The sequence below is a fragment of the Klebsiella sp. JB_Kp031 genome (genome assembly GCF_040064295.1).
GTDB classification, from domain to species: domain Bacteria; phylum Pseudomonadota; class Gammaproteobacteria; order Enterobacterales; family Enterobacteriaceae; genus Klebsiella; species Klebsiella quasipneumoniae.
In genome coordinates, this window is record NZ_JBEAJW010000040.1 from 230,350 (window position 1) to 252,976 (window position 22,627).

General features: G+C 58.4%; 21 protein-coding genes. 16 read left to right on the forward strand and 5 right to left on the reverse strand.

Translation table 11 applies throughout. The features are described 5' to 3' along the window. Positions 1-36: 36 nt before the first annotated feature. Entirely contained in the window at positions 37-1,560 is a 1,524-nt protein-coding gene (locus ABLV64_RS20870; RefSeq protein ID WP_348842975.1) for a PLP-dependent aminotransferase family protein, read from the reverse strand. A 118-nt stretch (positions 1,561-1,678) separates the two neighbouring features. Between ABLV64_RS20870 and ABLV64_RS20875 the strand changes: the two genes are divergently transcribed. The 3 genes from ABLV64_RS20875 (at position 1,679) to livJ (ending at position 5,697) form a co-directional block, all read left to right on the forward strand. Next, positions 1,679-2,944 (forward strand): 4-aminobutyrate--2-oxoglutarate transaminase, encoded by a 1,266-nt coding sequence (locus tag ABLV64_RS20875; RefSeq protein WP_023319267.1) that lies wholly within the window; start codon positions 1,679-1,681, stop codon positions 2,942-2,944. 147 nt (positions 2,945-3,091) lie between these two features. Continuing rightward, positions 3,092-4,336 carry an amino acid permease gene (locus ABLV64_RS20880; RefSeq protein WP_017899980.1) on the forward strand — a complete coding sequence of 415 codons (1,245 nt, stop codon included), beginning with the start codon at positions 3,092-3,094 and terminating at the stop codon, positions 4,334-4,336. Positions 4,337-4,593: 257 nt separating this feature from the next. Then, positions 4,594-5,697, forward strand: a complete 1,104-nt coding sequence (livJ, locus tag ABLV64_RS20885) for a branched chain amino acid ABC transporter substrate-binding protein LivJ (protein ID WP_002920812.1) — start codon at positions 4,594-4,596, stop codon at positions 5,695-5,697. A 72-nt stretch (positions 5,698-5,769) separates the two neighbouring features. Here livJ and panM read toward each other — a convergent pair whose 3' ends face one another. Next, positions 5,770-6,153, reverse strand: coding sequence for an aspartate 1-decarboxylase autocleavage activator PanM (gene panM / locus ABLV64_RS20890; RefSeq protein WP_004202106.1), 384 nt, complete (start codon positions 6,151-6,153; stop codon positions 5,770-5,772). A 423-nt stretch (positions 6,154-6,576) separates the two neighbouring features. Here panM and livK point away from each other — a divergent pair, with 423 nt between their 5' ends. From livK to ugpQ, 10 genes are all read left to right on the forward strand, one after another. Continuing rightward, positions 6,577-7,686 carry a high-affinity branched-chain amino acid ABC transporter substrate-binding protein LivK gene (livK, locus tag ABLV64_RS20895; protein WP_032456690.1) on the forward strand — a complete coding sequence of 370 codons (1,110 nt, stop codon included), beginning with the start codon at positions 6,577-6,579 and terminating at the stop codon, positions 7,684-7,686. Between the two features lie 61 nt (positions 7,687-7,747). Beyond that, positions 7,748-8,674 carry a high-affinity branched-chain amino acid ABC transporter permease LivH gene (gene livH / locus ABLV64_RS20900; protein WP_002920807.1) on the forward strand — a complete coding sequence of 309 codons (927 nt, stop codon included), beginning with the start codon at positions 7,748-7,750 and terminating at the stop codon, positions 8,672-8,674. Further along, positions 8,671-9,948 (forward strand): branched chain amino acid ABC transporter permease LivM, encoded by a 1,278-nt coding sequence (livM, locus tag ABLV64_RS20905; protein WP_004202111.1) that lies wholly within the window; start codon positions 8,671-8,673, stop codon positions 9,946-9,948. Before livH ends, livM begins: the two co-directional genes overlap by 4 nt. After that, positions 9,945-10,712, forward strand: coding sequence for a high-affinity branched-chain amino acid ABC transporter ATP-binding protein LivG (livG, locus tag ABLV64_RS20910; RefSeq protein WP_002920803.1), 768 nt, complete (start codon positions 9,945-9,947; stop codon positions 10,710-10,712). Before livM ends, livG begins: the two co-directional genes overlap by 4 nt. A 1-nt stretch (position 10,713) precedes the next feature. Next, positions 10,714-11,427, forward strand: coding sequence for a high-affinity branched-chain amino acid ABC transporter ATP-binding protein LivF (gene livF / locus ABLV64_RS20915; protein ID WP_004145133.1), 714 nt, complete (start codon positions 10,714-10,716; stop codon positions 11,425-11,427). A gap of 271 nt (positions 11,428-11,698) precedes the next feature. Next, positions 11,699-13,015 carry a sn-glycerol-3-phosphate ABC transporter substrate-binding protein UgpB gene (gene ugpB / locus ABLV64_RS20920; RefSeq protein ID WP_004174008.1) on the forward strand — a complete coding sequence of 439 codons (1,317 nt, stop codon included), beginning with the start codon at positions 11,699-11,701 and terminating at the stop codon, positions 13,013-13,015. Positions 13,016-13,121: 106 nt separating this feature from the next. Beyond that, a complete protein-coding gene (gene ugpA / locus ABLV64_RS20925; RefSeq protein WP_002920792.1) occupies positions 13,122-14,009 on the forward strand; it encodes a sn-glycerol-3-phosphate ABC transporter permease UgpA in 888 nt (295 codons plus the stop codon). Next, complete coding sequence (ugpE, locus tag ABLV64_RS20930) at positions 14,006-14,851, forward strand: sn-glycerol-3-phosphate ABC transporter permease UgpE (RefSeq protein WP_004202115.1); 846 nt, start codon at positions 14,006-14,008, stop codon at positions 14,849-14,851. Before ugpA ends, ugpE begins: the two co-directional genes overlap by 4 nt. Position 14,852: 1 nt before the next feature. Further along, entirely contained in the window at positions 14,853-15,923 is a 1,071-nt protein-coding gene (locus ABLV64_RS20935; protein ID WP_004150074.1) for a sn-glycerol-3-phosphate import ATP-binding protein UgpC, read from the forward strand. Next, the gene (ugpQ, locus tag ABLV64_RS20940) at positions 15,920-16,660 is read left to right on the forward strand and encodes a glycerophosphodiester phosphodiesterase (RefSeq protein ID WP_004202117.1); all 741 of its coding nucleotides are present in this window, start codon (positions 15,920-15,922) and stop codon (positions 16,658-16,660) included. The genes ABLV64_RS20935 and ugpQ overlap by 4 nt, the downstream gene beginning before the upstream one ends. A gap of 24 nt (positions 16,661-16,684) precedes the next feature. Here ugpQ and ABLV64_RS20945 read toward each other — a convergent pair whose 3' ends face one another. After that, positions 16,685-17,005, reverse strand: a complete 321-nt coding sequence (locus ABLV64_RS20945) for a DUF2756 family protein (RefSeq protein ID WP_004202118.1) — start codon at positions 17,003-17,005, stop codon at positions 16,685-16,687. 123 nt (positions 17,006-17,128) lie between these two features. On the opposite strand from ABLV64_RS20945, the gene ggt reads away from it, so the two are divergent. Then, entirely contained in the window at positions 17,129-18,871 is a 1,743-nt protein-coding gene (ggt, locus tag ABLV64_RS20950) for a gamma-glutamyltransferase (RefSeq protein ID WP_348842976.1), read from the forward strand. Positions 18,872-18,960: 89 nt separating this feature from the next. Here the strand turns inward: ggt and yhhY are convergent, their stop codons facing one another. Both yhhY and ABLV64_RS20960 read right to left on the reverse strand, forming a co-directional pair. Next, complete coding sequence (yhhY, locus tag ABLV64_RS20955) at positions 18,961-19,437, reverse strand: N-acetyltransferase (RefSeq protein WP_231793161.1); 477 nt, start codon at positions 19,435-19,437, stop codon at positions 18,961-18,963. A 239-nt stretch (positions 19,438-19,676) separates the two neighbouring features. Next, a complete protein-coding gene (locus ABLV64_RS20960; protein ID WP_017899974.1) occupies positions 19,677-20,318 on the reverse strand; it encodes a polymer-forming cytoskeletal protein in 642 nt (213 codons plus the stop codon). A gap of 264 nt (positions 20,319-20,582) precedes the next feature. On the opposite strand from ABLV64_RS20960, the gene ABLV64_RS20965 reads away from it, so the two are divergent. Continuing rightward, complete coding sequence (locus ABLV64_RS20965; protein WP_348842977.1) at positions 20,583-21,620, forward strand: oxidoreductase; 1,038 nt, start codon at positions 20,583-20,585, stop codon at positions 21,618-21,620. A 121-nt stretch (positions 21,621-21,741) separates the two neighbouring features. Further along, a complete protein-coding gene (locus tag ABLV64_RS20970) occupies positions 21,742-22,437 on the forward strand; it encodes a pirin family protein (protein WP_002920779.1) in 696 nt (231 codons plus the stop codon). Positions 22,438-22,627: the final 190 nt, after the last annotated feature.

The following is a 22,627-nucleotide window of genomic DNA, read 5'->3' on the forward strand; positions in this document are numbered from 1 at the left end:
CCTGCCTGACGCCAGGCAACCCGATAACGCCCCGCCTCAGGTTGGGGCGTTTTGTTTTTCTGCGCCATCCATGGGCCGCAGCACCTCTGGACAGTGCGTCCGCAGGCAGCCGATCAGCACGCTGAATGCCGGCGCCATCTGCTCCTCGGGCTGGCTGGCAAATCCCATCAATAATCCTTTCTTACGCGCCGCCGTCAGGTAGTAGCGCGAGAGCGGCCGCACCAGAATGTGGCGCGCATTGGCCTCGCGGGCGATCGCCACATCGTCAGCCTCTTCCGGTAAATTGAGGATCAAATGCAGCCCGGCATTATCGCTGAAGTCCGACAGGGCGTCGGGCATACAGTGCCGCTGAATCAGCTCGGTTAAAAAGGCGCGGCGACGGCTGTAGAGCAGGCGCATGCGGCGGATATGGGCCGAGTAGTGACCAGCGGTAATAAACTCCGCCAGCGCCATCTGGATCAGCGAATGGCCGCCGCGGTAAAGCTCGGCGTGGGCGTGCTTCAGATCGCTGACCAGCGGACGGGGGATCACCACATAGCCCAGACGCAGGCCGGGATAGAGCGTTTTACTGAAGGTGCCGATATAGACCACCGGCGCGTCGGCCACCAGCCCCTGCAGGGCGGGGATGGGCTGGCCGGAAAAGCGAAACTCGCTGTCATAATCATCTTCGACGATCCAGCTCCCCTGCTGGCGGGCGAGCGCCAGCAGCCGCTGACGACGTTCAAGGCTCATCACTGCGCCCAGCGGATACTGGTGAGAGGGGGTGACAAAGATGAGCCGCGGCGCATCGTCAACCTTTTCCGGCGGACACAGGCCGTTGGCATCGACGGTCAGGGGCTCCGCCCGGACGTCGTTCATCGCCAGCAGGTGGCGAATGCCCCAGTAGGAAGGCTCCTCCACCCACGCCAGATCGCCGCTGTCGCACAGCATGCGGGTGACCAGATCGATAGCCTGGTGGATCCCCTCGGTGATAAGAATTTGATCTGCCTGACAGTGGACGCCGCGCGATACCCGCAGATAATCCACCAGCGCCTGCTGCAGCTCCGGGGTACCGCCGTTGCAGCTGTAGCTGAGCCGCTCCGGCTTTGGCCGACGGCTGATGCGCGCCTGGATCTTGCTGAACAGCGGATGGGGAAAGGCGTTAACGTCCGGTACGCCGGGAATAAACGCTCCCCACTGGCGCGGGCTGGCGCTGACCTGGCCGAGCAGGTGCTGGCCGCGGCGTGAAAGGTGCGCCGTCGATGTCGCGATGCTGCTGTTTTCCCGCTCACCCTTAGCGGTCAAGGAACTTTCAGAGGCGGTTTGGGCAACGAATGTTCCGCTTCCCCGACGGGAAACCACATATCCTTCCGCCAGTAATTGTTCATAAGTTGTTAATATAGTGTTTCTTGATACGCCGAGTTCTCCCGCCAGGTCCCGCGACGGCGGCAGGCGGCTTTGCGGTGCCAGCGAACCGTCAAGGATCGCGCGGCGAAGCGCGTTGTATAAGCGTTTGTGCAGAAGAGGGTCGCGCTCTTCCTGCAGACGGACCAGCACCAGGTCACCCACCAGCGAACGCAATTGGATCCCTCAGATATTCAAAATTGGTACTCGATTATAGGGCCAACTCCTGTGTAAATAAACGACATCGTTTCTAATTTGTTGCGATAACGTGACATACACGACAGGAGATTCGCAGGTGAAAAGCTCAGAACTGAATCAACGTCGCCAGCAGGCGACGCCGCGCGGCGTAGGCGTAATGTGTAACTACTTTGTCGAGAAGGCGGAGAACGCCACGCTTTGGGATATCGAAGGCAATGAGGTGATCGATTTCGCCGCCGGTATCGCCGTGTTAAATACCGGTCACCGTCATCCGAAGGTGGTTGCCGCGGTCGCTGACCAGCTGCAGGCGTTCACCCACACCGCCTATCAGATTGTGCCGTACGAAAGCTATGTCACGCTGGCGGAACGTATCAACGATCTGGCGCCGATTGACGGGCCGGCAAAAACGGCCTTCTTCACCACCGGCGCGGAAGCGGTCGAGAACGCGGTGAAAATTGCCCGCGCTTACACCGGTCGTCCGGGGCTGATAACTTTCGGCGGCGGTTTCCACGGCCGTACCTTTATGACCATGGCCCTCACCGGTAAGGTCGCACCCTACAAAATCGGCTTCGGGCCGTTCCCGGGCTCGGTGTATCACGGTGTCTACCCGAATGCGGCGCATGGCGTGACCACCGCGGATGCGCTGAAAAGCCTGGAGCGCATTTTCAAAGCGGATATTGCGCCGGATCAGGTCGCGGCCATCATCCTCGAGCCGATCCAGGGGGAAGGCGGCTTTAACGTCGCGCCGGCCGATTTCATGCAGGCGCTGCGCGACCTGTGCGATACCCACGGCATTCTGCTGATCGCCGATGAAGTGCAAACCGGTTTCGCTCGTACCGGCAAGCTGTTCGCCATGCAGCATTATGATGTGAAACCGGATCTGATGACGATGGCGAAAAGCCTCGCCGGCGGTTTCCCGCTGTCGGGCGTCGTTGGTCGCGCCGAGGTAATGGATGCCCCAGCGCCAGGCGGACTGGGCGGGACCTATGCCGGTAACCCGCTGGCGGTGGCCGCGGCGCACGCGGTGCTGGATGTGATTGCCGAAGAGCAGCTGTGCCAGCGCGCTGAGCAGCTGGGTAGCCATCTGCAGGAAGTGCTCAACCAGGCGCGCGCCACCTGTCCGGCGATTGTCGATGTCCGCGGCCGGGGGTCGATGGTGGCAGTGGAGTTTAACGATCCGCAAACTGGCGAGCCGTCGCCGGAGTTCACCCGCCAGGTGCAACAGAGAGCGCAGGAGAACGGCCTGCTGCTGCTGAGCTGCGGCGTCTACGGCAACGTGATCCGCTTCCTCTATCCGCTGACGATTCCGGACGCCCAGTTCTCGAAAGCGCTGGATATTCTGGCGCGCGTACTGAAGAGCTAACGTCTCACCGGCGGGCTGCGGCGGCAGGGAAGCCGAACAGAAACAGGACGCCGCAGCCGGCTGTTTATGCTCAGCGTGAGTGGTTTATCACCCTGATATCACCTTTTTTCCGGCGGTGAAAACCGCCGGAGTAAAACGGAAAGTATTATGTCTGAAAACTCCACCTTTTCTCCCGTCCTCACCGGCCGGGAACGTACGGCTGTCCCTGCAAAATCTCTGAGCTTCGTCGAAGGGGTATCGATGATTGTCGGTACCAATATTGGCGCGGGTGTCCTCTCTATCGCCTATGCGTCAAGCAAAGCGGGCTTTTTACCACTGCTGTTCTGGCTGGTGCTGGTGGGCAGCCTGACCACGGTGACCATGCTCTATGTCGCGGAATCCACGCTCCGTACCCGAAAACATCTGCAGCTCAGTGGATTATCGAAGCGCTACGTCGGCGGCTTCGGCGCGCTAATGATGTTCCTCTCCGTCTGCGTCAACAGCGTCGGGGCATTGACGGCTTATATGACCGGCAGCGGCAAGCTGCTGCACTCGCTGTTTGGCATCTCGCCAGCGCTGGGCAGCGTGCTGTTTTTTGTCCCGGCGGCAGGGGTGCTCTATCTGGGGCTGAAGGCGATCGGCCGCGGCGAGAAATTTATCAGCATCGGCATGGTGGTGATGATCTCGGTGCTGGTGATTGCCACGCTGCTGAAAGAGACCACCCGCGTGGGCTATCTGCTCGACGGCAACTGGCTGTATATGGTTCCGGTCTTCAACGTCGTGGCGTTCTGCTTCTCGGCACAGTATATCGTCCCGGAAATGGCGCGGGGCTTCGCCGACAAACCGGAAAAATTGCCTAAAGCCATTATGGTCGGCATGGCGCTGACCTTTACCCTGCTGGCGCTGGTGCCGCTGTCGGTGATCTCGCTTAACGGCCTGGAGAATATTTCGGATGTGGCCACCATCTCCTGGGGCAGGGCGCTTGGCGAATGGGCCTTCTTCTCCGCCAACCTGTTTGCGCTGTGCGCGATGTTGACCTCCTACTGGGGACTGGGCGGCAGCTTCCTGACCAATATCTTCGATCAGTTCCGCCTGGGGAATGACGAACAGCCCGCCCGTCGCCTGATGGTGCTGCTGGTGGTGGCGATCCCGCCGTTCGCGCTGGCCTACAGCGGCATGGTCTCCTTCGTCAACGCGCTCTATTTTGCCGGGGTGTTCAGCGGCGTTATTTTATCGATTATGCCGATCCTGATGCTCAAGGGCGCCCGCCAGCGTGGCGACCTGACGCCGGGCTGGACCTGTCCGGCCTGGATGACCCATCCGCTTATCCAATGCTTCATTGTGTTGTTGTATCTTTGCAGCGCCGTCTACGCGATAGCGTCCGCGGTAGGCTACCTGCCCGCTGGCTGGTAATTAGGGCCTGTTTTGCACCGCGTCCGGTTCATGCTGGCGCGGTTTTTTTATTTGTCACTTATCTGTTACATAGCCCGCAATTTAGTCGTTTCAAATTCCTCAGAATGACGGTATGTTTAGCATAGTGTGCTGCAAAAGCGCGAGCAGCCCCCGGTAGATTAGCTATCATATGCTTTTCCTATCGATATAAAAAAAATAATGCGCTAACAAACAACATCACAACAAATGCAAAAACCATAATAATGGGGAGCCTCAGGATGAATATGAAGGGTAAAGCGTTACTGGCAGGATGTATTGCCTTAGTTATGAGCAGCGCGGCGCTGGCGGAAGATATCAAAATCGCGGTAGTCGGGGCGATGTCCGGCCCGGTGGCCCAGTACGGCGATCAGGAATTTACCGGCGCCGAGCAGGCGGTAGCGGATATCAATGCTAAGGGCGGCATTAAGGGCAATAAGCTGCAGATCGTAAAATATGATGACGCTTGCGACCCGAAACAGGCGGTAGCGGTCGCCAACAAAGTGGTCAACGACGGGATCAAATACGTTATCGGCCACCTGTGCTCCTCTTCCACTCAGCCGGCGTCTGATATCTATGAAGACGAAGGCATTCTGATGATCACCCCGGCAGCAACCGCGCCGGAGCTGACCGCGCGCGGCTATAAGCTGATCCTGCGCACCACCGGACTGGACTCCGACCAGGGACCAACCGCGGCGAAATACATTCTCGACAAAGTGAAGCCGCAGCGTATCGCAGTGGTGCATGACAAACAGCAGTATGGCGAAGGTTTGGCCCGTGCGGTGCAGGATGGCCTGAAAAAAGGCGGGGCGAACGTGGTCTTCTTCGACGGGATCACCGCCGGTGAGAAAGACTTCTCCACGCTGGTAGCGCGCCTGAAGAAAGAGAATATCGACTTCGTCTACTATGGCGGCTATCACCCGGAAATGGGCCAGATCCTGCGTCAGGCCCGCGCTGCCGGTCTGAAAACCCAGTTTATGGGCCCGGAAGGCGTAGCGAACGTCTCCCTGTCTAACATCGCCGGCGAGTCGGCGGAAGGTTTGCTGGTGACCAAGCCGAAGAACTACGACCAGGTGCCGGCGAACAAACCGATTGTGGATGCGATCAAGGCGAAAAAACAGGATCCGAGCGGCGCCTTCGTCTGGACCACCTACGCGGCGCTGCAGTCGCTGCAGGCGGGCCTGAATCAGTCTGACGATCCGGCGGAAATCGCTAAATACCTGAAAGGCGCGACCGTGGACACCGTGATGGGCCCGCTGTCATGGGATCAGAAAGGCGACCTGAAAGGATTCGAGTTCGGTGTCTTTACCTGGCATGCGAATGGTACGGCGACCGACGCCAAATAATTTAACCGGCGCCTTTCACGCTGCAAATGCGTTGTCTGACCCCGGTTGCGCTGCGCTTACCGGGGCTACAGCTTAATGCTTTTCCCAACCGGTGTGCTGGGCGCTAAAGCCGAGCGCCTGCATAAAGGCCGCCATCACGCCGCGGTCTTCCACCCCACGGTCGGCGACGCGCCAGCTATTGATCGTCGGGTTATCCCGTAAGGTCTCTTCCACTAAGTATTGCCCGACGCCGCGGCGGCGGGTCACTTCACGCACGCACAGATCGCTGAGCTCACCTTCGACGCCGCGCAGGGTAACGCGCACGGCGCCCAGCAGGCGCTCGTTAAAGCGGGCGGCGTAGAGACGATGGTTTTCATCAAGGGTCAGCGTCGACAGATCCTGCGACGGCCAGATTTTCCCCAGATCAATGCGATCCTGATCGCTGAAGTGCTGTAAACGGATAATGGTCAGTTTCATGGGCGGCAAGTCCAGTGCAAAACAGAGGCGCCAGTGTACCCAAAATTGCTGTCTGGCGGAGCGCTGTTTTTTGCGCATACATCAGGGGATTCGTTTTCCTGGCGTTGTTGGGGTAGCGCAATCCGTCATGGATCGAAAAATAAGCAGAATTTTAACCTAATGTGCAGCGTTTTATTCCGCCTTATGTGTCGTTATTTTATGCTGCCGCATGGACTTTTTTTTGTTTATCTTCAGCAAAATACAGAATATTATCTTTTCTTAATCGACTGAAAAATAGAGATTTTAATCTGTTTTTTAGTGAAAAGCTGCGCTAAACCATTAAACTCAATGGTAAAAATGGCGTTGTTTAATAAAAGCACAGAATGCTTTTTAACCATAAAAATACAAAACATTTACACCACATCACGAACGGGGTTCTGCAGCATGAAAAGGAACGCGAAAACCATCGTCGCGGGCATTGTCGCATTAGCGATGTCGCACGCGGCGATGGCCAAGGATATTAAGGTCGCCGTGGTCGGCGCGATGTCGGGCCCAGTGGCCCAGTGGGGCGACATGGAGTTCAATGGCGCGCGTCAGGCGATTAAAGACATCAACGCCAGCGGCGGCATTAAGGGCGACAAGCTGGTGGCCGTCGAATACGACGATGCCTGCGATCCGAAGCAAGCGGTCGCGGTAGCCAACAAAATCGTCAACGACGGTATTCAGTACGTTATCGGCCACCTGTGCTCCTCTTCCACCCAGCCGGCTTCCGATATCTATGAGGATGAAGGCATCCTGATGATCTCCCCGGGAGCGACCAACCCGGAGCTGACCCAGCGCGGCTATCAGTACATCATGCGTACCGCCGGCCTCGACTCCTCGCAGGGGCCGACCGCGGCAAAATATATCGTCGAGAAAGTGAAACCGCAGCGTATCGCCATCATTCATGACAAGCAGCAGTACGGCGAAGGGCTGGCGCGTTCGGTGCAGGACAACCTGAAAAAAGCCGGCGCCAACATCGTCTTCTTTGACGGCATCACCGCGGGGGAAAAAGATTTCTCCGCCCTGCTGGCGCGCCTGAAGAAAGAGAACATCGACTTCGTCTACTACGGCGGCTACTACCCGGAAATGGGCCAGATGCTGCGCCAGGCGCGCTCCGTCGGGCTGAAAACCGTGTTTATGGGGCCGGAAGGGGTCGGCAACGCCTCGCTGTCCAATATCGCGGGCGCCGCGGCGGAAGGGATGCTGGTGACAATGCCAAAACGCTACGATCAGGACCCTGCCAACAGCACCATCGTCAACGCGCTGAAAGCGGAGAAGAAAGATCCGAGCGGGCCGTATGTCTGGATCACTTACGCCGCGGTTCAGTCGCTGGCGCAGGCGATGGACAGAACCGGCAGCCAGCAGCCGCTGGATTTAATCAAAGATTTGAAAGCGCACGGGGCGAAAACCGTGATTGGGCCGCTGACCTGGGATGAAAAAGGCGATCTGAAGGGATTTGAGTTTGGTGTCTTCCAGTGGCACGCCGACGGCTCTTCGAGCGCGGCGAAATAAGCGCTGAAGACGAGTTATCCCTCCGCCCGCGAACCGCGGGCGGTTTGAAAAAGGTTACCTTATGTCCGAGCAGTTTCTCTATTTTCTGCAGCAGATGTTTAACGGCGTCACGCTGGGCAGTACCTATGCGCTGATCGCCATCGGCTATACGATGGTGTACGGCATTATCGGCATGATCAACTTCGCCCACGGCGAGGTCTATATGATTGGCAGCTATGTCTCCTTCATGATCATCGCCGCGCTGATGATGATGGGCATCGACACCAGCTGGCTGCTGGTCGCCGCCGGCTTCGTGGGCGCCATTGTGATTGCCAGCGCCTACGGCTGGAGCATTGAGCGCGTGGCCTATCGGCCGGTGCGTAACTCCAAACGTCTTATTGCGCTGATCTCCGCTATCGGGATGTCTATCTTCCTGCAGAACTACGTCAGCCTGACCCAGGGCTCCCGCGACGTGGCGCTGCCGAGCTTGTTTAACGGCCAGTGGGTTGTCGGCCACAGCGACAGCTTCTCCGCGACGATCACCACCATGCAGCTGGTGATCTGGGTGGTGACTTTTATCGCCATGCTGGCCCTGACGCTGTTCATTCGCTACTCGCGGATGGGGCGCGCCTGCCGCGCCTGTGCCGAAGACCTGAAAATGGCCAGCCTGCTCGGGATTAACACCGACCGCGTTATCGCCCTGACCTTTGTCATCGGCGCAGCGATGGCGGCGGTGGCCGGCGTGCTGCTGGGGCAGTTCTACGGCGTGATTAACCCCTACATCGGCTTTATGGCCGGGATGAAGGCCTTCACCGCCGCCGTGCTCGGCGGTATCGGCAGTATTCCGGGCGCGATGATCGGCGGCCTGATCCTGGGTATTGCCGAAGCGCTCTCTTCTGCCTATCTCAGCACTGAATATAAGGACGTGGTTTCCTTCGCGCTGCTGATTCTGGTGCTGTTAGTAATGCCGACTGGCATTCTGGGCCGCCCGGAGGTTGAAAAAGTATGAAACCGATGCAAATTGCAATGGCGCTGCTCTCTGCTGCGATGTTCTTCATTCTGGCGGGCGTCTTTATGGGCGTGCAGCTGGAGCTGAACGGCACCAAACTGGTGGTGGATACCGCCGCCGATATTCGCTGGCAGTGGATCTTCATCGGCACCGCGGTGGTCTTTTTCTTCCAGCTGCTGCGGCCGCTGTTCCAGAAAGCGGTTAAGAACGTCTCCGGGCCGAAGTTTATTATGCCGGCGATTGACGGCTCAACGGTGAAGCAGAAGCTGTTCCTGATCGCCCTGCTGGTCATTGCCGTGGCCTGGCCGTTTATGGTGTCGCGCGGCACGGTGGATATCGCCACCCTGACGATGATCTATATCATCCTCGGTCTCGGGCTGAACGTGGTGGTCGGGCTTTCCGGCCTGCTGGTGCTGGGCTACGGCGGGTTCTACGCCATCGGCGCCTACACTTTCGCGCTGCTGAACCACTATTACGGTCTCGGTTTCTGGACCTGTCTGCCGCTGGCCGGCCTGGTCTCCGCGGCGGCTGGCTTCCTGCTCGGCTTCCCGGTACTGCGTCTGCGCGGCGACTACCTGGCGATTGTGACCTTAGGCTTTGGCGAGATCGTGCGTATTCTGCTGCTCAACAATACCGAAATCACCGGCGGGCCGAACGGCATCAGCCAGATCCCGAAACCGACCTTCTTTGGCCTCGAGTTTAGCCGTAGCGCCCGCGAAGGCGGCTGGGATACCTTCAGCAACTTCTTCGGCGTCAAATACGATCCCTCCGACCGGGTGATTTTCCTCTACCTGGTGGCGCTGCTGCTGGTGGTGCTGAGCCTGTTCGTTATCAACCGCCTGCTGCGGATGCCGCTGGGGCGGGCGTGGGAAGCGCTGCGTGAAGATGAAATCGCCTGTCGTTCGCTGGGCCTGAGCCCGACGCGCATTAAGCTGACCGCCTTTACCATCAGCGCCGCGTTTGCCGGCTTTGCCGGGACGCTGTTCGCCGCGCGCCAGGGTTTCGTCAGTCCGGAATCCTTTACCTTCGCCGAGTCCGCCTTCGTACTGGCGATCGTCGTGCTGGGCGGGATGGGCTCGCAGTTCGCGGTGATCCTGGCGGCTATTCTGCTGGTGGTGTCGCGTGAGCTGATGCGTGACTTTAACGAATACAGCATGTTAATGCTCGGCGGCCTGATGGTGCTGATGATGATCTGGCGTCCGCAGGGACTTCTGCCAATGACGCGCGTGCAGTTGAAGCTGAAAAACGGTCAGGCGAAAGGAGAGCAGGCATGAGTCAGCCATTATTATCCGTCAGCGGCCTGATGATGCGTTTCGGCGGTCTGCTGGCCGTCAACAATGTGTCTCTGGAGCTCAGAGAGCGCGAGATCGTCTCGCTGATCGGCCCCAACGGCGCCGGGAAGACCACGGTCTTTAACTGCCTGACCGGTTTCTACAAGCCTACCGGCGGCACCATTCTGCTGCGCGACCAGCATCTGGAAGGGCTGCCGGGCCAGCAGATTGCCCGGATGGGCGTGGTGCGGACCTTCCAGCACGTGCGTCTGTTCCGCGAAATGACGGTGATTGAAAACCTGCTGGTGGCGCAACATCAGCAGCTGAAAACCGGACTCTTCTCCGGTCTGCTGAAAACGCCGGCCTTCCGTCGGGCGCAGAGCGAAGCGCTGGACCGCGCGGCCACCTGGCTGGAGCGTATCGGCCTGCTGGAGCACGCTAACCGCCAGGCCAGCAACCTGGCCTATGGCGACCAGCGCCGGCTGGAGATTGCCCGCTGCATGGTGACCCAGCCGGAAATTCTGATGCTCGATGAACCCGCGGCGGGGCTGAACCCGAAAGAGACCAAAGAGCTGGACGAGCTTATCGCCGAGCTGCGTAACCATCACAACACCACCATCCTGCTTATCGAACACGATATGAAGCTGGTGATGGGCATTTCCGATCGCATCTACGTCGTGAACCAGGGGACACCGCTGGCCAACGGGACGCCGGAAGAGATTCGTAATAACCCGGACGTGATCCGCGCATACCTTGGTGAGGCATAAGATGGAAAACGCGATGTTAACTTTTGACAACGTCAGCGCCCACTACGGCAAGATTCAGGCGCTGCACAACGTCAGCCTGCATATCAAACAGGGCGAGATTGTGACGCTTATCGGCGCCAACGGCGCGGGGAAAACCACCCTGCTCGGCACGCTGTGCGGCGATCCGCGCGCCTCCAGCGGGCGCATTGTCTTTGACGGTAAGGATATTACCGACTGGCAGACGGCGAAGATCATGCGCGAGGCGGTGGCGATCGTCCCGGAAGGGCGGCGCGTCTTTTCGCGTATGACGGTGGAAGAGAACCTGGCGATGGGCGGTTTCTTTGCCGACCGCGATCAGTTCCAGACCCGCATCAAATGGGTGTATGAGCTGTTTCCGCGTCTGCACGAGCGCCGTATCCAGCGCGCCGGCACCATGTCCGGCGGCGAACAGCAGATGCTGGCGATCGGTCGCGCTCTGATGAGCCAGCCGCGTCTGCTGCTGCTGGATGAACCGTCATTAGGGCTGGCGCCGATCATTATTCAGCAGATCTTCGATACCATTGAGCAACTGCGCGAGCAGGGGATGACTATCTTCCTCGTCGAGCAGAACGCCAACCAGGCGCTGAAGCTGGCCGACCGCGGCTACGTGCTGGAGAACGGTCACGTGGTGCTGGAGGATACCGGCGACGCGCTGCTGGCCAACGAGGCGGTGCGCAGCGCCTATCTCGGCGGTTAATTCATCGCAACCCGGCGTCGTTCAGTTCGCCGGTTTGTAGCCCGGGCGAGGCGCTTGCGCCGACCCCGGGAGCCGATCGCACAACTATTATCCGTGTCTCAGCTCCCACTTTACTTCCCCCGTCCTTTCATCGGCTTGTCATCTCTCTGACCCGTTACTATCTTTTTTTTGTAATAAAAAAGTTATTTTTCTGTAATTCGAACATGTCATGTTACCCCGCGAGCATAAAACGCGTGAAATCGCGCATCCGGCACAACAAGAGAGATAACCGATGATATCGTTACGACATACAGCTTTAGGACTGGCGCTGAGCCTGGCTTTTGCCGGTCAGGCCCTGGCGGTTACCACCATCCCGTTCTGGCACTCAATGGAAGGCGAACTGGGTAAAGAAGTGGATTCTCTGGCGCAACGCTTTAACGCGGCCAATCCTGATTACAAAATCGTTCCGGTATACAAGGGCAACTATGAACAGAGCCTGAGCGCCGGTATCGCCGCCTTCCGTACCGGCAACGCGCCGGCGATCCTGCAGGTGTATGAAGTGGGCACCGCCACCATGATGGCGTCGAAAGCCATTAAGCCGGTCTACCAGGTGTTTAGCGAGGCGGGCATCAAGTTTGATGAATCGCAGTTTGTGCCGACGGTCGCCGGGTATTACACCGATTCGAAAACCGGCCATCTGCTCTCCCAGCCGTTTAACAGCTCCACCCCGGTGCTGTACTACAATAAAGACGCCTTCAAAAAAGCCGGTTTAGATCCAGAGCAGCCGCCGAAGACCTGGCAGGATCTGGCGGCCTACACCGCGAAGCTGAAAGCTGCCGGGATGAAGTGCGGCTACGCCAGCGGCTGGCAGGGCTGGATCCAGATCGAGAACTTCAGCGCCTGGCATGGTCTGCCGGTGGCGACGAAAAATAATGGCTTTGACGGCACCGACGCGGTTCTTGAGTTCAATAAGCCGGAGCAGGTGAAGCATATTGCGCTACTCGAAGAGATGAACAAGAAGGGCGATTTCAGCTACTTCGGGCGTAAAGACGAGTCCACTGAAAAGTTCTATAACGGCGATTGTGCCATTACCACTGCCTCGTCCGGCTCGCTGGCCGATATCCGCCAGTACGCCAAATTTAACTACGGCGTCGGCATGATGCCTTACGATGCCGATGTGAAAGGCGCGCCGCAGAACGCTATCATTGGCGGGGCCAGCCTGTGGGTGATGCAGGGCAAAGACAAAGAGACCTACACCGGCGTGGCGAAGTTCCTCGACTTCCTGACCAAACCGGAAAACGCCGCCGAGTGGCACCAGAAAACCGGCTATCTGCCGATCACCACCGCGGCCTACGATCTGACCCGTCAGCAGGGCTTCTATGATAAGAACCCGGGCGCCGATATCGCCACCCGCCAGATGCTGAACAAGCCGCCGTTGCCGTTCACCAAAGGCCTGCGCCTGGGCAACATGCCGCAAATCCGCACCATCGTCGATGAAGAGCTGGAGAGCGTGTGGACCGGCAAGAAAACCCCGCAACAGGCGCTGGATTCCGCCGTTCAGCGTGGGAATCAGCTGCTGCGCCGCTTCGAACAAGCGACCAAATCGTAATCTGTAACTTGCCCGGTGGCGCTGCGCTTACCGGGCCTACGATGTGCCCTATGTAGGCCGGGTAAGGCGTAGCCGCCACCCGGCATTGTTCAGGAACCCAATCTCCATGTCATCATCCCGTCCGGTATTCCGCTCGCGCTGGCTGCCCTACGTGCTGGTCGCGCCGCAGCTGATTATCACGCTGATTTTCTTTATCTGGCCCGCGGGCGAAGCGCTGTGGTATTCGCTACAGAGCGTCGATCCCTTTGGCCTTTCCAGCCAGTTCGTCGGCCTGGATAACTTCGTTGCGCTGTTCCACGATCCGTACTACCTGGACTCGTTCTGGACGACTATAAAATTCAGCGCCCTGGTGACCGTCAGCGGCCTGCTCATTTCGCTGTTTTTCGCCGCGCTGGTCGACTACGTGGTGCGCGGCAGCCGCTTCTATCAGACCCTGATGCTGCTGCCGTACGCCGTGGCCCCCGCCGTGGCGGCGGTATTGTGGATCTTCCTCTTTAACCCCGGGCGCGGGCTGATCACTCACTTCCTTGGCGAGCTGGGCTACGACTGGAACCACGCGCAAAACAGCGGCCAGGCGATGTTCCTGGTGGTCTTTGCCTCGGTATGGAAGCAGATAAGCTACAACTTCCTGTTTTTCTTCGCCGCGCTGCAGTCGATCCCGCGTTCGCTGGTTGAGGCCGCCGCCATCGACGGCGCCGGACCAATCCGCCGCTTCTTCAAGCTGGCGCTGCCGCTGATTGCGCCGGTAAGTTTCTTCCTGCTGGTGGTCAACCTGGTTTACGCCTTCTTCGACACCTTCCCGGTGATCGATGCTGCCACCGCCGGCGGGCCGGTGCAGGCGACCACCACCCTGATTTACAAAATCTATCGCGAAGGTTTCGCCGGGCTCGATCTTTCCGCTTCCGCCGCGCAGTCGGTGGTGCTGATGTTCCTCGTCATTATCCTGACGGTGGTGCAGTTCCGTTACGTTGAAAGTAAGGTGCGTTACCAATGATTGAGAACCGTCGCGGGCTGACGATTTTCAGCCACACCATGCTGATTTTGGGCATCGCCGTCATTTTATTCCCGCTGTATGTTGCCTTCGTGGCGGCGACGCTGGATAACCAATCGGTGTTCGAAACGCCGATGACGCTGATCCCCGGCGGACATCTGCTGGAGAACATGAAGACCATCTGGGTGAACGGCGTCGGCGTCAACAGCGCGCCGTTCTGGCTGATGATGCTCAACAGCTTCATCATGGCGTTCGCCATTACGGTGGGCAAAATCGTGGTGTCGATGCTTTCGGCGTTCGCCATCGTATGGTTCCGCTTTCCGCTGCGTAACCTGTTCTTCTGGCTGATCTTTATCACCCTCATGCTGCCGGTCGAGGTGCGTATTTTCCCGACGGTGGAAGTGATCGCCAATCTCAACATGCTCGACAGCTATGCCGGGCTTACGCTGCCGCTAATGGCCTCGGCCACCGCCACCTTCCTGTTCCGCCAGTTCTTTATGACCCTGCCGGACGAGCTGATTGAAGCGGCGCGTATCGATGGCGCTTCGCCGATGCGCTTTTTTCGCGACATCGTGCTGCCGCTGTCGAAAACCAACCTCGCGGCGCTGTTCGTCATCACCTTTATCTACGGCTGGAACCAGTATCTGTGGCCGTTGCTGATTATTCAGGATGTGAATCTTGGCACCGCCGTCGCCGGCATCAAAGGCATGATCGCCACCGGCGAAGGCACTACCCAGTGGAATCAGGTGATGGCGGCGATGCTGCTGACCCTGATCCCGCCGGTTGTCATCGTTTTAGCCATGCAGCGCGCGTTTGTGCGTGGCCTGGTCGATAGTGAGAAATAAAATGGCTGGTTTAAAACTACAGGCAGTAAGCAAAAGCTGGGATGGCAAAACCCAGGTGATTCAACCGCTGACGCTGGACGTGGCGGACGGGGAGTTTATCGTCATGGTCGGCCCGTCGGGCTGCGGGAAATCAACGCTGCTGCGGATGGTTGCCGGACTGGAGCGGGTGACCAGCGGCGATATCTGGATTGATCGTAAACGGGTGACCGAGATGGAGCCGAAGGATCGCGGCATCGCCATGGTGTTCCAGAACTATGCCCTTTATCCGCATATGAGCGTGGAAGAGAACATGGCGTGGGGGTTGAAGATCCGCGGCATGGGTAAGGGATTGATCGCCGAACGGGTGCAGGAGGCGGCGCGTATTCTTGAGCTGGACGGCCTGCTCAAGCGCCGCCCGCGCGAGCTCTCCGGCGGCCAGCGCCAGCGCGTGGCGATGGGCCGCGCCATCGTGCGCGACCCGGCGGTATTCCTCTTCGACGAACCGTTGTCAAACCTCGACGCCAAGCTGCGCGTGCAGATGCGTCTTGAGCTGCAGCAGCTGCATCGCCGCCTGAAAACCACCTCGCTGTACGTTACCCATGACCAGGTGGAGGCGATGACCCTCGCCCAGCGGGTGATGGTGATGAACAAAGGCGTTGCCGAGCAGATCGGCACCCCGGTCGAAGTATATGAGAAACCGGCCAGCCGCTTTGTGGCGAGCTTTATCGGCAGCCCGGCCATGAACCTGCTGGAAGGGCGCATCAGCGATGACGGCGGTCGCTTTGAGCTGGCGGGCGGCATGCAGCTGCCGACGAATCATGAGCATCGGCGCCACGCCGGGCGTAAAATGACGCTCGGTATCCGCCCGGAGCATTTTATCTTAAGCTCGCAGGCGCAAGGCGGCATTCCGCTGCTGATGGACACCCTGGAAATTTTAGGTGCCGATAACCTCGCCCACGGGCGCTGGGGCGAACAGAAGCTGGTGGTCAGACTGCCGCACCAGCAGCGTCCGGCGGCAGGCAGCACGCTATGGCTGCATCTGCCTTTGGAACATCTGCACCTCTTTGATGGTGAAACAGGACAACGCGCATGAGTAACTGGCCTTATCCCCGTATCGTCGCCCATCGCGGCGGCGGTAAACTGGCGCCGGAGAACACCCTGGCGGCTATCGATGTTGGCGCCCGCTACGGGCACACGATGATTGAATTTGACGCCAAGCTGTCAAAGGACGGGCAGATCTTTCTGCTGCATGACGATAATCTCGAACGCACCAGCAACGGCTGGGGCGTGGCGGGGGAGCTGCCATGGGACGATCTGCTGAAGGTCGATGCCGGCAGCTGGTTCAGCCGTGAATTTAAGGGCGAGCCGCTGCCGCTGCTCTCCCAGGTGGCGGAGCGCTGCCGCCGTCACGGCATGATGGCGAATATCGAAATTAAACCGACCACTGGCCTTGGGCCGCAGACCGGCAACGTGGTGGCCCTGGCGGCACGGGAGCTGTGGGCGGGAATGACCGCGCCGCTGCTATCGTCGTTTGAAATCGATGCCCTGGAGGCGGCGCAGGAAGCCGCTCCCGAGCTGCCGCGCGGGCTGCTGCTGGATGAGTGGCGCGATGACTGGCGGGAGTTGACCACCCGGCTGGGCTGCGTGTCCATTCACCTCAACCACAAGCTGCTGGACGCCGGGCGTGTGGCAAGCCTGAAACAGGCCGGCCTGCATATCCTGGTGTATACCGTTAACAAACCCCAGCGCGCCGCCGAGCTGCTGCGCTGGGGCGTAGACTGCATCTGCACCGATGCCATTGACGTCATCGGGCCGGATTTCCAGCCTTAATATCCACTGCGCGGCGGCTGGCCTTTACGGGTTGGTCTGCCGCAGCATCCCTCCATTATTGTTCGGCAGTACCTGCTGCGGCGGATTGATATTCCCGCCCTGTGCGGCACGCTGCTGATTGGTCTGCAGCTGGTTTTGCAGATGCTGCTGCTGGGAGCGAGTCTGATTGTTCAGATTCTGCTTCAGCATGCTCTGCTGCTGCTGTTGCTGCACCTTCATCTCATTTTGCATGCGCTGCTGGCTGGGGACCACGTAACCCGGCTGATTGGGGTTGTTATCAATATTGATTGGCTGGGCTAAAACGCCGAGCGGCATCAGCGCCGCCAGAAATAACATCGCTTTCATGGTTTTCTCCTCCCGTGCGTGGGATCACTTAAGTGTACCTCGAATCCGCCATAACAATGATTTTTTAGGAGTTATCAACCAGGCTTAAGCGGGGAATGAAACCTACCTATCAGGAGTAAGACAATGATAAAAACAACAATCTGGCGTCAGGTGGTCATCGCTGCGTTGCTGGCGGGCGGGAGTTTTACCGTTGCCGCCAGTCCGCCGCCGCCGCCGGTCTCTTATGGCGTAGAGGAGGATGTATTCCATCCGGTGCGCGCCCGGCAGGGCATGGTGGCCTCGGTGGATGCCCTGGCCACCCGCGTCGGGGTGGATATTCTGCGCCAGGGCGGCAACGCCGTCGATGCGGCGGTGGCGGTTGGCTACGCGCTGGCGGTCACTCATCCGCAGGCGGGGAATATCGGCGGCGGCGGTTTTATGATGCTGCGGACGAAAGACGGCAAGACTACGGCGATCGATTTCCGCGAAATGGCGCCAGAGCAGGCTACGCGCGACATGTTCCTCGACGACCAGGGTAACCCGGACAGTAAAAAATCGCTCACCTCGCATCTGGCCTCCGGTACGCCAGGCAGCGTGGCGGGCTTCTCTCTTGCCCTGGAAAAATACGGCACCATGCCGCTGAACAAAGTGGTCCGCCCGGCAATCAAGCTGGCGGAAGAGGGCTTTATTGTTAACGATGCGCTGGCGGACGATCTGAAGACCTACGGCAGCGAAGTGATCCCGCAGCACGAAAACAGTAAAGCGATCTTCTGGAAGAACGGCGAGCCGCTGAAGAAGGGCGACCGGCTGGTACAGAAGAACCTGGGGAAAAGCCTCGAGCTGATTGCCGAGCACGGTCCGGATGCCTTCTATAAAGGCGCCATCGCCGACCAGATCGCGGACGAGATGAAAAAGCACGGCGGGCTTATCACCAAAGCCGACCTCGCTAACTATAAGGCCGTGGAGCGCACGCCGATTAGCGGCGAATATCGCGGGTATGAGATCTACTCTATGCCGCCGCCCTCCTCCGGCGGGATCCACATCGTGCAGATCCTCAATATCCTCGAAAACTTCGATTTGCAGAAATATGGCTTTGGCAGCGCCGACGCTATGCAGGTGATGGCGGAGGCGGAGAAACACGCCTATGCCGACCGCTCTGAATATCTCGGCGACCCTGACTTCGTCAAAGTGCCGTGGCAGGCGCTGACCAGCAAAGCCTACGCCAAAGCGATTGCCGCCGAGATCGACGTCAATAAGGCGAAGCCTTCCAGCCAGATCCGCCCGGGCAAACTGGCGCCCTATGAAAGCAACCAGACCACCCATTTCTCGGTGGTGGATAAAGAGGGCAATGCGGTGGCGGTGACCTATACGCTGAATACCACCTTCGGTACCGGCATTGTGGCCGGCGACTCCGGCATTCTGCTGAATAACCAGATGGATGATTTCTCGGCGAAGCCCGGCGTGCCTAACGTCTATGGCCTGGTGGGCGGCGACGCCAATGCGGTGGAGCCGAAAAAACGCCCGCTGTCGTCGATGTCGCCGACCATTGTGGTGAAAGACGGCAAAACCTGGCTGGTGACGGGCAGTCCCGGGGGCAGCCGGATCATCACCACCGTACTGCAGATGGTGGTCAATACCATCGATTTCGGGATGAACGTCGCAGAAGCCACCAACGCCCCGCGTTTTCACCATCAATGGCTGCCGGATGAGCTGCGGGTAGAGAAAGGCTTTAGCCCGGATACCCTGAAGCTGCTGGAGGCGAAGGGACAGAAAGTGGCGCTGAAAGAGGCGATGGGCAGTACCCAGAGCATTATGGTGGGGCCGGACGGGATGCTGTATGGTGCCTCCGATCCGCGTTCGCCGGATGATTTAACGGCGGGGTATTGATATGTTGCCCGGTGGCGCTGTTGCGCTTACCGGGCCAACCACGGCACGAAAGTAGGCCGGGTAAGGCGAAGCCGCCACCCGGCAATAAGCTACTTCATTCTCGCCATATAATACGCATCCACATACTCACCGTTGCGCAGCGCGTAAAGCTTGCCGGTGCCTTCGATCTCAAATCCGTGTTTTTTGTACACCGCAATCGCTGGCTCGTTATCGGCGAACACCGTCAGCTCAATGCGGTCAACGCGCAGCCAGTTATCGCACAGGTCGATCATCTCGCGCATCAGGGCGCTGCCGATACCGCGGCCCTGATGGCCTGCTGAAACCGCCATACCAAAGGTCGCAACGTGGCTGCGACGAGGGCGCGGCTCGACATGGAGCGACAGATGCCCGGTAACCCGATCGTCCAGCGTCGCTACCAGGTGGAAGGTATGGGGTTTGGGCTGTAGCTTCTCCTGCCAGGCTTCCATGGCGGGGTAAGGGATCTGTAGCGTGTCATGATAGACCTCCGGGTGCGCCATCAGCATACGTAAAGGTTCAGCATCGCGCGGTTCGGCATGGCGTATCACTATGTCACTCATTCCCCTATCCTCTTTTTGGTGGTTGATTCCCCTTCACCATCTCTGACGGCAGCCGGGGAGTCAATGTTGTTTTTTGCAAAAAAAGATAGACAAGTGCGAATGAGAATGATTATTATTGTCCTGCATTCAGGAAGACCCCTGCGGAAAGCCTGAAAGCACGACATTGCTCACATTGCTTCCAGTATTACTTTAGCCAGCCGGGTGCTGGCTTTTTTTTTGCTGCAATCTCAGGCGCTTTGCGGCCTGGCGGACGTCACGCCGTCTTCCGCAACCAGGCCGATGAGATGACTTTTGCTTTCCGCCGCGGCCAGCACCTCGGCGCTGCCGGTGAACAGGCCCCCCTTTTTAATCGCCAGCGAGCGATAGGTGAGGGTGCCATCCAAATTGCCATGCTCCTCAATGCTGATGCTGTCGCCGCGACACTGGCCCTGCACCTTGCCGTCAATAATCAGCTCCCGGCAGCTGATGTTGCCCTCCACCTGGCCTTCACGCATCACCTTAATCAGATGTTCTTTAGCCTCAATGTTGCCGGTAAGCTGGCCGTGAATGTAGACATGGCCGCTGGCGACAATATTGCCGACGAAATGCACCCCGCTGGCGATGACCGTGGTCTCTTGTTTTTTACTGGCGACCGTTGGGGATTCTGGGTTATTTGCCGGAGGCGTGACCACTTCTGAAGTCTGGGGTTCCGTTTTATTTTTCTTGATAAACATCGCGTTAATCTTGTTCCGTTGGCTATGGAGGAGGAAGGCAACCAGCGCGCAGGCGGCCGCCAGGCGCGCCGGCACGATCGCATTGACAGACCAGGCGATCAGCGCGAGAAGCCAGAAAAAAAGGGCGCCGTTTAAGGCGAGATACTGTTTGTCCATTAGCAGCGGCTGGCTACTCCGTTAGTCATCAGCAACGTCCTGGTTTGCCCTCCACTTATCCGCAGTTTCGCCATTGAGATCAAGAGGTTTAGCCGGAAAGTGGTGATTTAATCACTTATTAATCAAGTAGTTATTAATAATTACGTATAAGTAGTGCACTACCTATTTTTTTGACGAATCTTCACGGAAAACGGACTGAGAGGATGAAGTCATGTCCCGGCTTGCGCTATGGTTGAAGGTAGTTCATTCACTAAGGACAGCGTTATGACTCTGCACTGCGCATTTATTGGCTTCGGCAAAAGCACCACCCGCTACCATCTTCCTTACGTATTACACCGCCAGGACCGCTGGCAGGTGGCGCACATCTACCGCCGTCGGGCGAAGCCCGAAGAGCAGGCGCCGCAGTATTCCCACATCCATTTCACCAGCGATCTCGATGAAGTATTTAACGACCCGCAGGTCAGGCTGGTGGTGGTCTGCACCCATGCCGACAGCCATTTTGAATATGCGAAAAAGGCGCTGGAGGCGGGGAAAAATGTGCTGGTGGAAAAGCCGTTCACCCCGACGCTGGAGGAAGCCAAAACCCTGTTTGCGCTGGCGAACAGCAAATGCCTGACGGTGACGCCCTACCAGAACCGCCGCTTCGATTCCTGCTTCCTGACCACCAAGAAGGTGATTGAGAGCGGCAAGCTTGGCGAACTGGTGGAGATCGAAAGCCATTTTGACAACTACCGCCCGCTGGCGGAGACCAACCCTGGCGGTCCGCAAAACGGCGAGTTCTATGGCCTTGGCGTACATACCCTGGACCAGATTATTTCGCTGTTCGGCCGCCCGGACCATGTTGCTTACGATCTGCGCTCGCTGCGCAACAAAGCTAACCCGGACGATACCTTTGAGGCCCAGCTGTTCTACGGCGATCTGAAGGCTATCGTTAAGACCAGCCATCTGGTGCAGATCGACTACCCGAAATTCATCGTCCACGGCCATAAAGGCTCGTTTGTGAAATATGGTATCGACCAGCAGGAAACCAGCCTGAAAGCCAATATCATGCCGGGCGAGCCGGGCTTTGGCGCGGATGACAGCGTCGGCGAGCTGGTGTATGTCAACGACGCGGGGGAGACGGTGCGCGAAGCGGTCCCGCTGGAGAGCGGCGACTATGGCCGGGTATACGACGCGCTGTACGATACCCTCGTCAACGGCCAGCCAAATTACGTCAAGGAATCTGACGTTCTTACCAATATGGAGATCCTGCAGCGCGGCTTTGAGCAGCCATCACCGGCCACTATTACCCTGGTGAAATAAGCCCAATCGGCTCCTCTGCGCTTGTTCATATTTTTTGAACAGAGGAGTCAATTTTCACCCTCTATGATCGTTGGCGAAATGGGTCCACACTGACTCCATCGAAAACATATGGGGGTGCAACATGATCTACTTACGCAAAGCGAACGAACGTGGCCATGCTAACCATGGCTGGCTGGATTCCTGGCATACTTTCTCTTTCGCCAACTATTACGACCCGAACTTTATGGGCTTCTCCGCCCTGCGGGTGATTAACGATGACGTCATCGACGCCGGTCAGGGCTTCGGTACCCACCCGCACAAAGACATGGAGATCCTGACCTATGTGCTGGAAGGGGCGGTGGAGCACCAGGACAGCATGGGCAACAAAGAGCAGGTGCCGGCGGGCGAGTTTCAGATCATGAGCGCGGGTACCGGGGTGCGTCACTCTGAGTACAATCCGAGCAAAACCGATCGTCTGCGTCTGTACCAGATCTGGATTATTCCGGAAGAAACCGGCATTACCCCGCGCTACGAGCAGCGCCGCTTCGACGCCGCCCAGGGCAAACAGCTGGTGCTGTCGCCGGATGCGCGAGATGGCTCGCTGAAGGTGTACCAGGATATGGAACTGTATCGCTGGGCGCTGCTGAAAGATGAGCAGTCGGTTCACCAGATTGCTGCGGAACGCCGCGTCTGGATCCAGGTCGTCAAAGGCGAAGTGACCATCAACGGTACCAAAGCTACCACCAGCGATGGTCTGGCCATCTGGGATGAGCAGGCGATTTCGGTTCATGCCGACAGCGATAGCGAAATCCTGCTGTTCGATCTGCCGCCGGTTTGATAGTTATCTGAGGTAGTCTATACCCAAAATAATGCGATTTGCAGGAAGGCGGCGACGCAGCGAATCCCCAGGAGCTTACATAAGTAAGTGACTGGGGTGAGCGAGGAAAGCCAACGCGCATGCAACTTGAACTATGATGGGTATAAATAAATTGCGCAACCTTCCCTAACATGAGGGAAGGTTGCGCTTT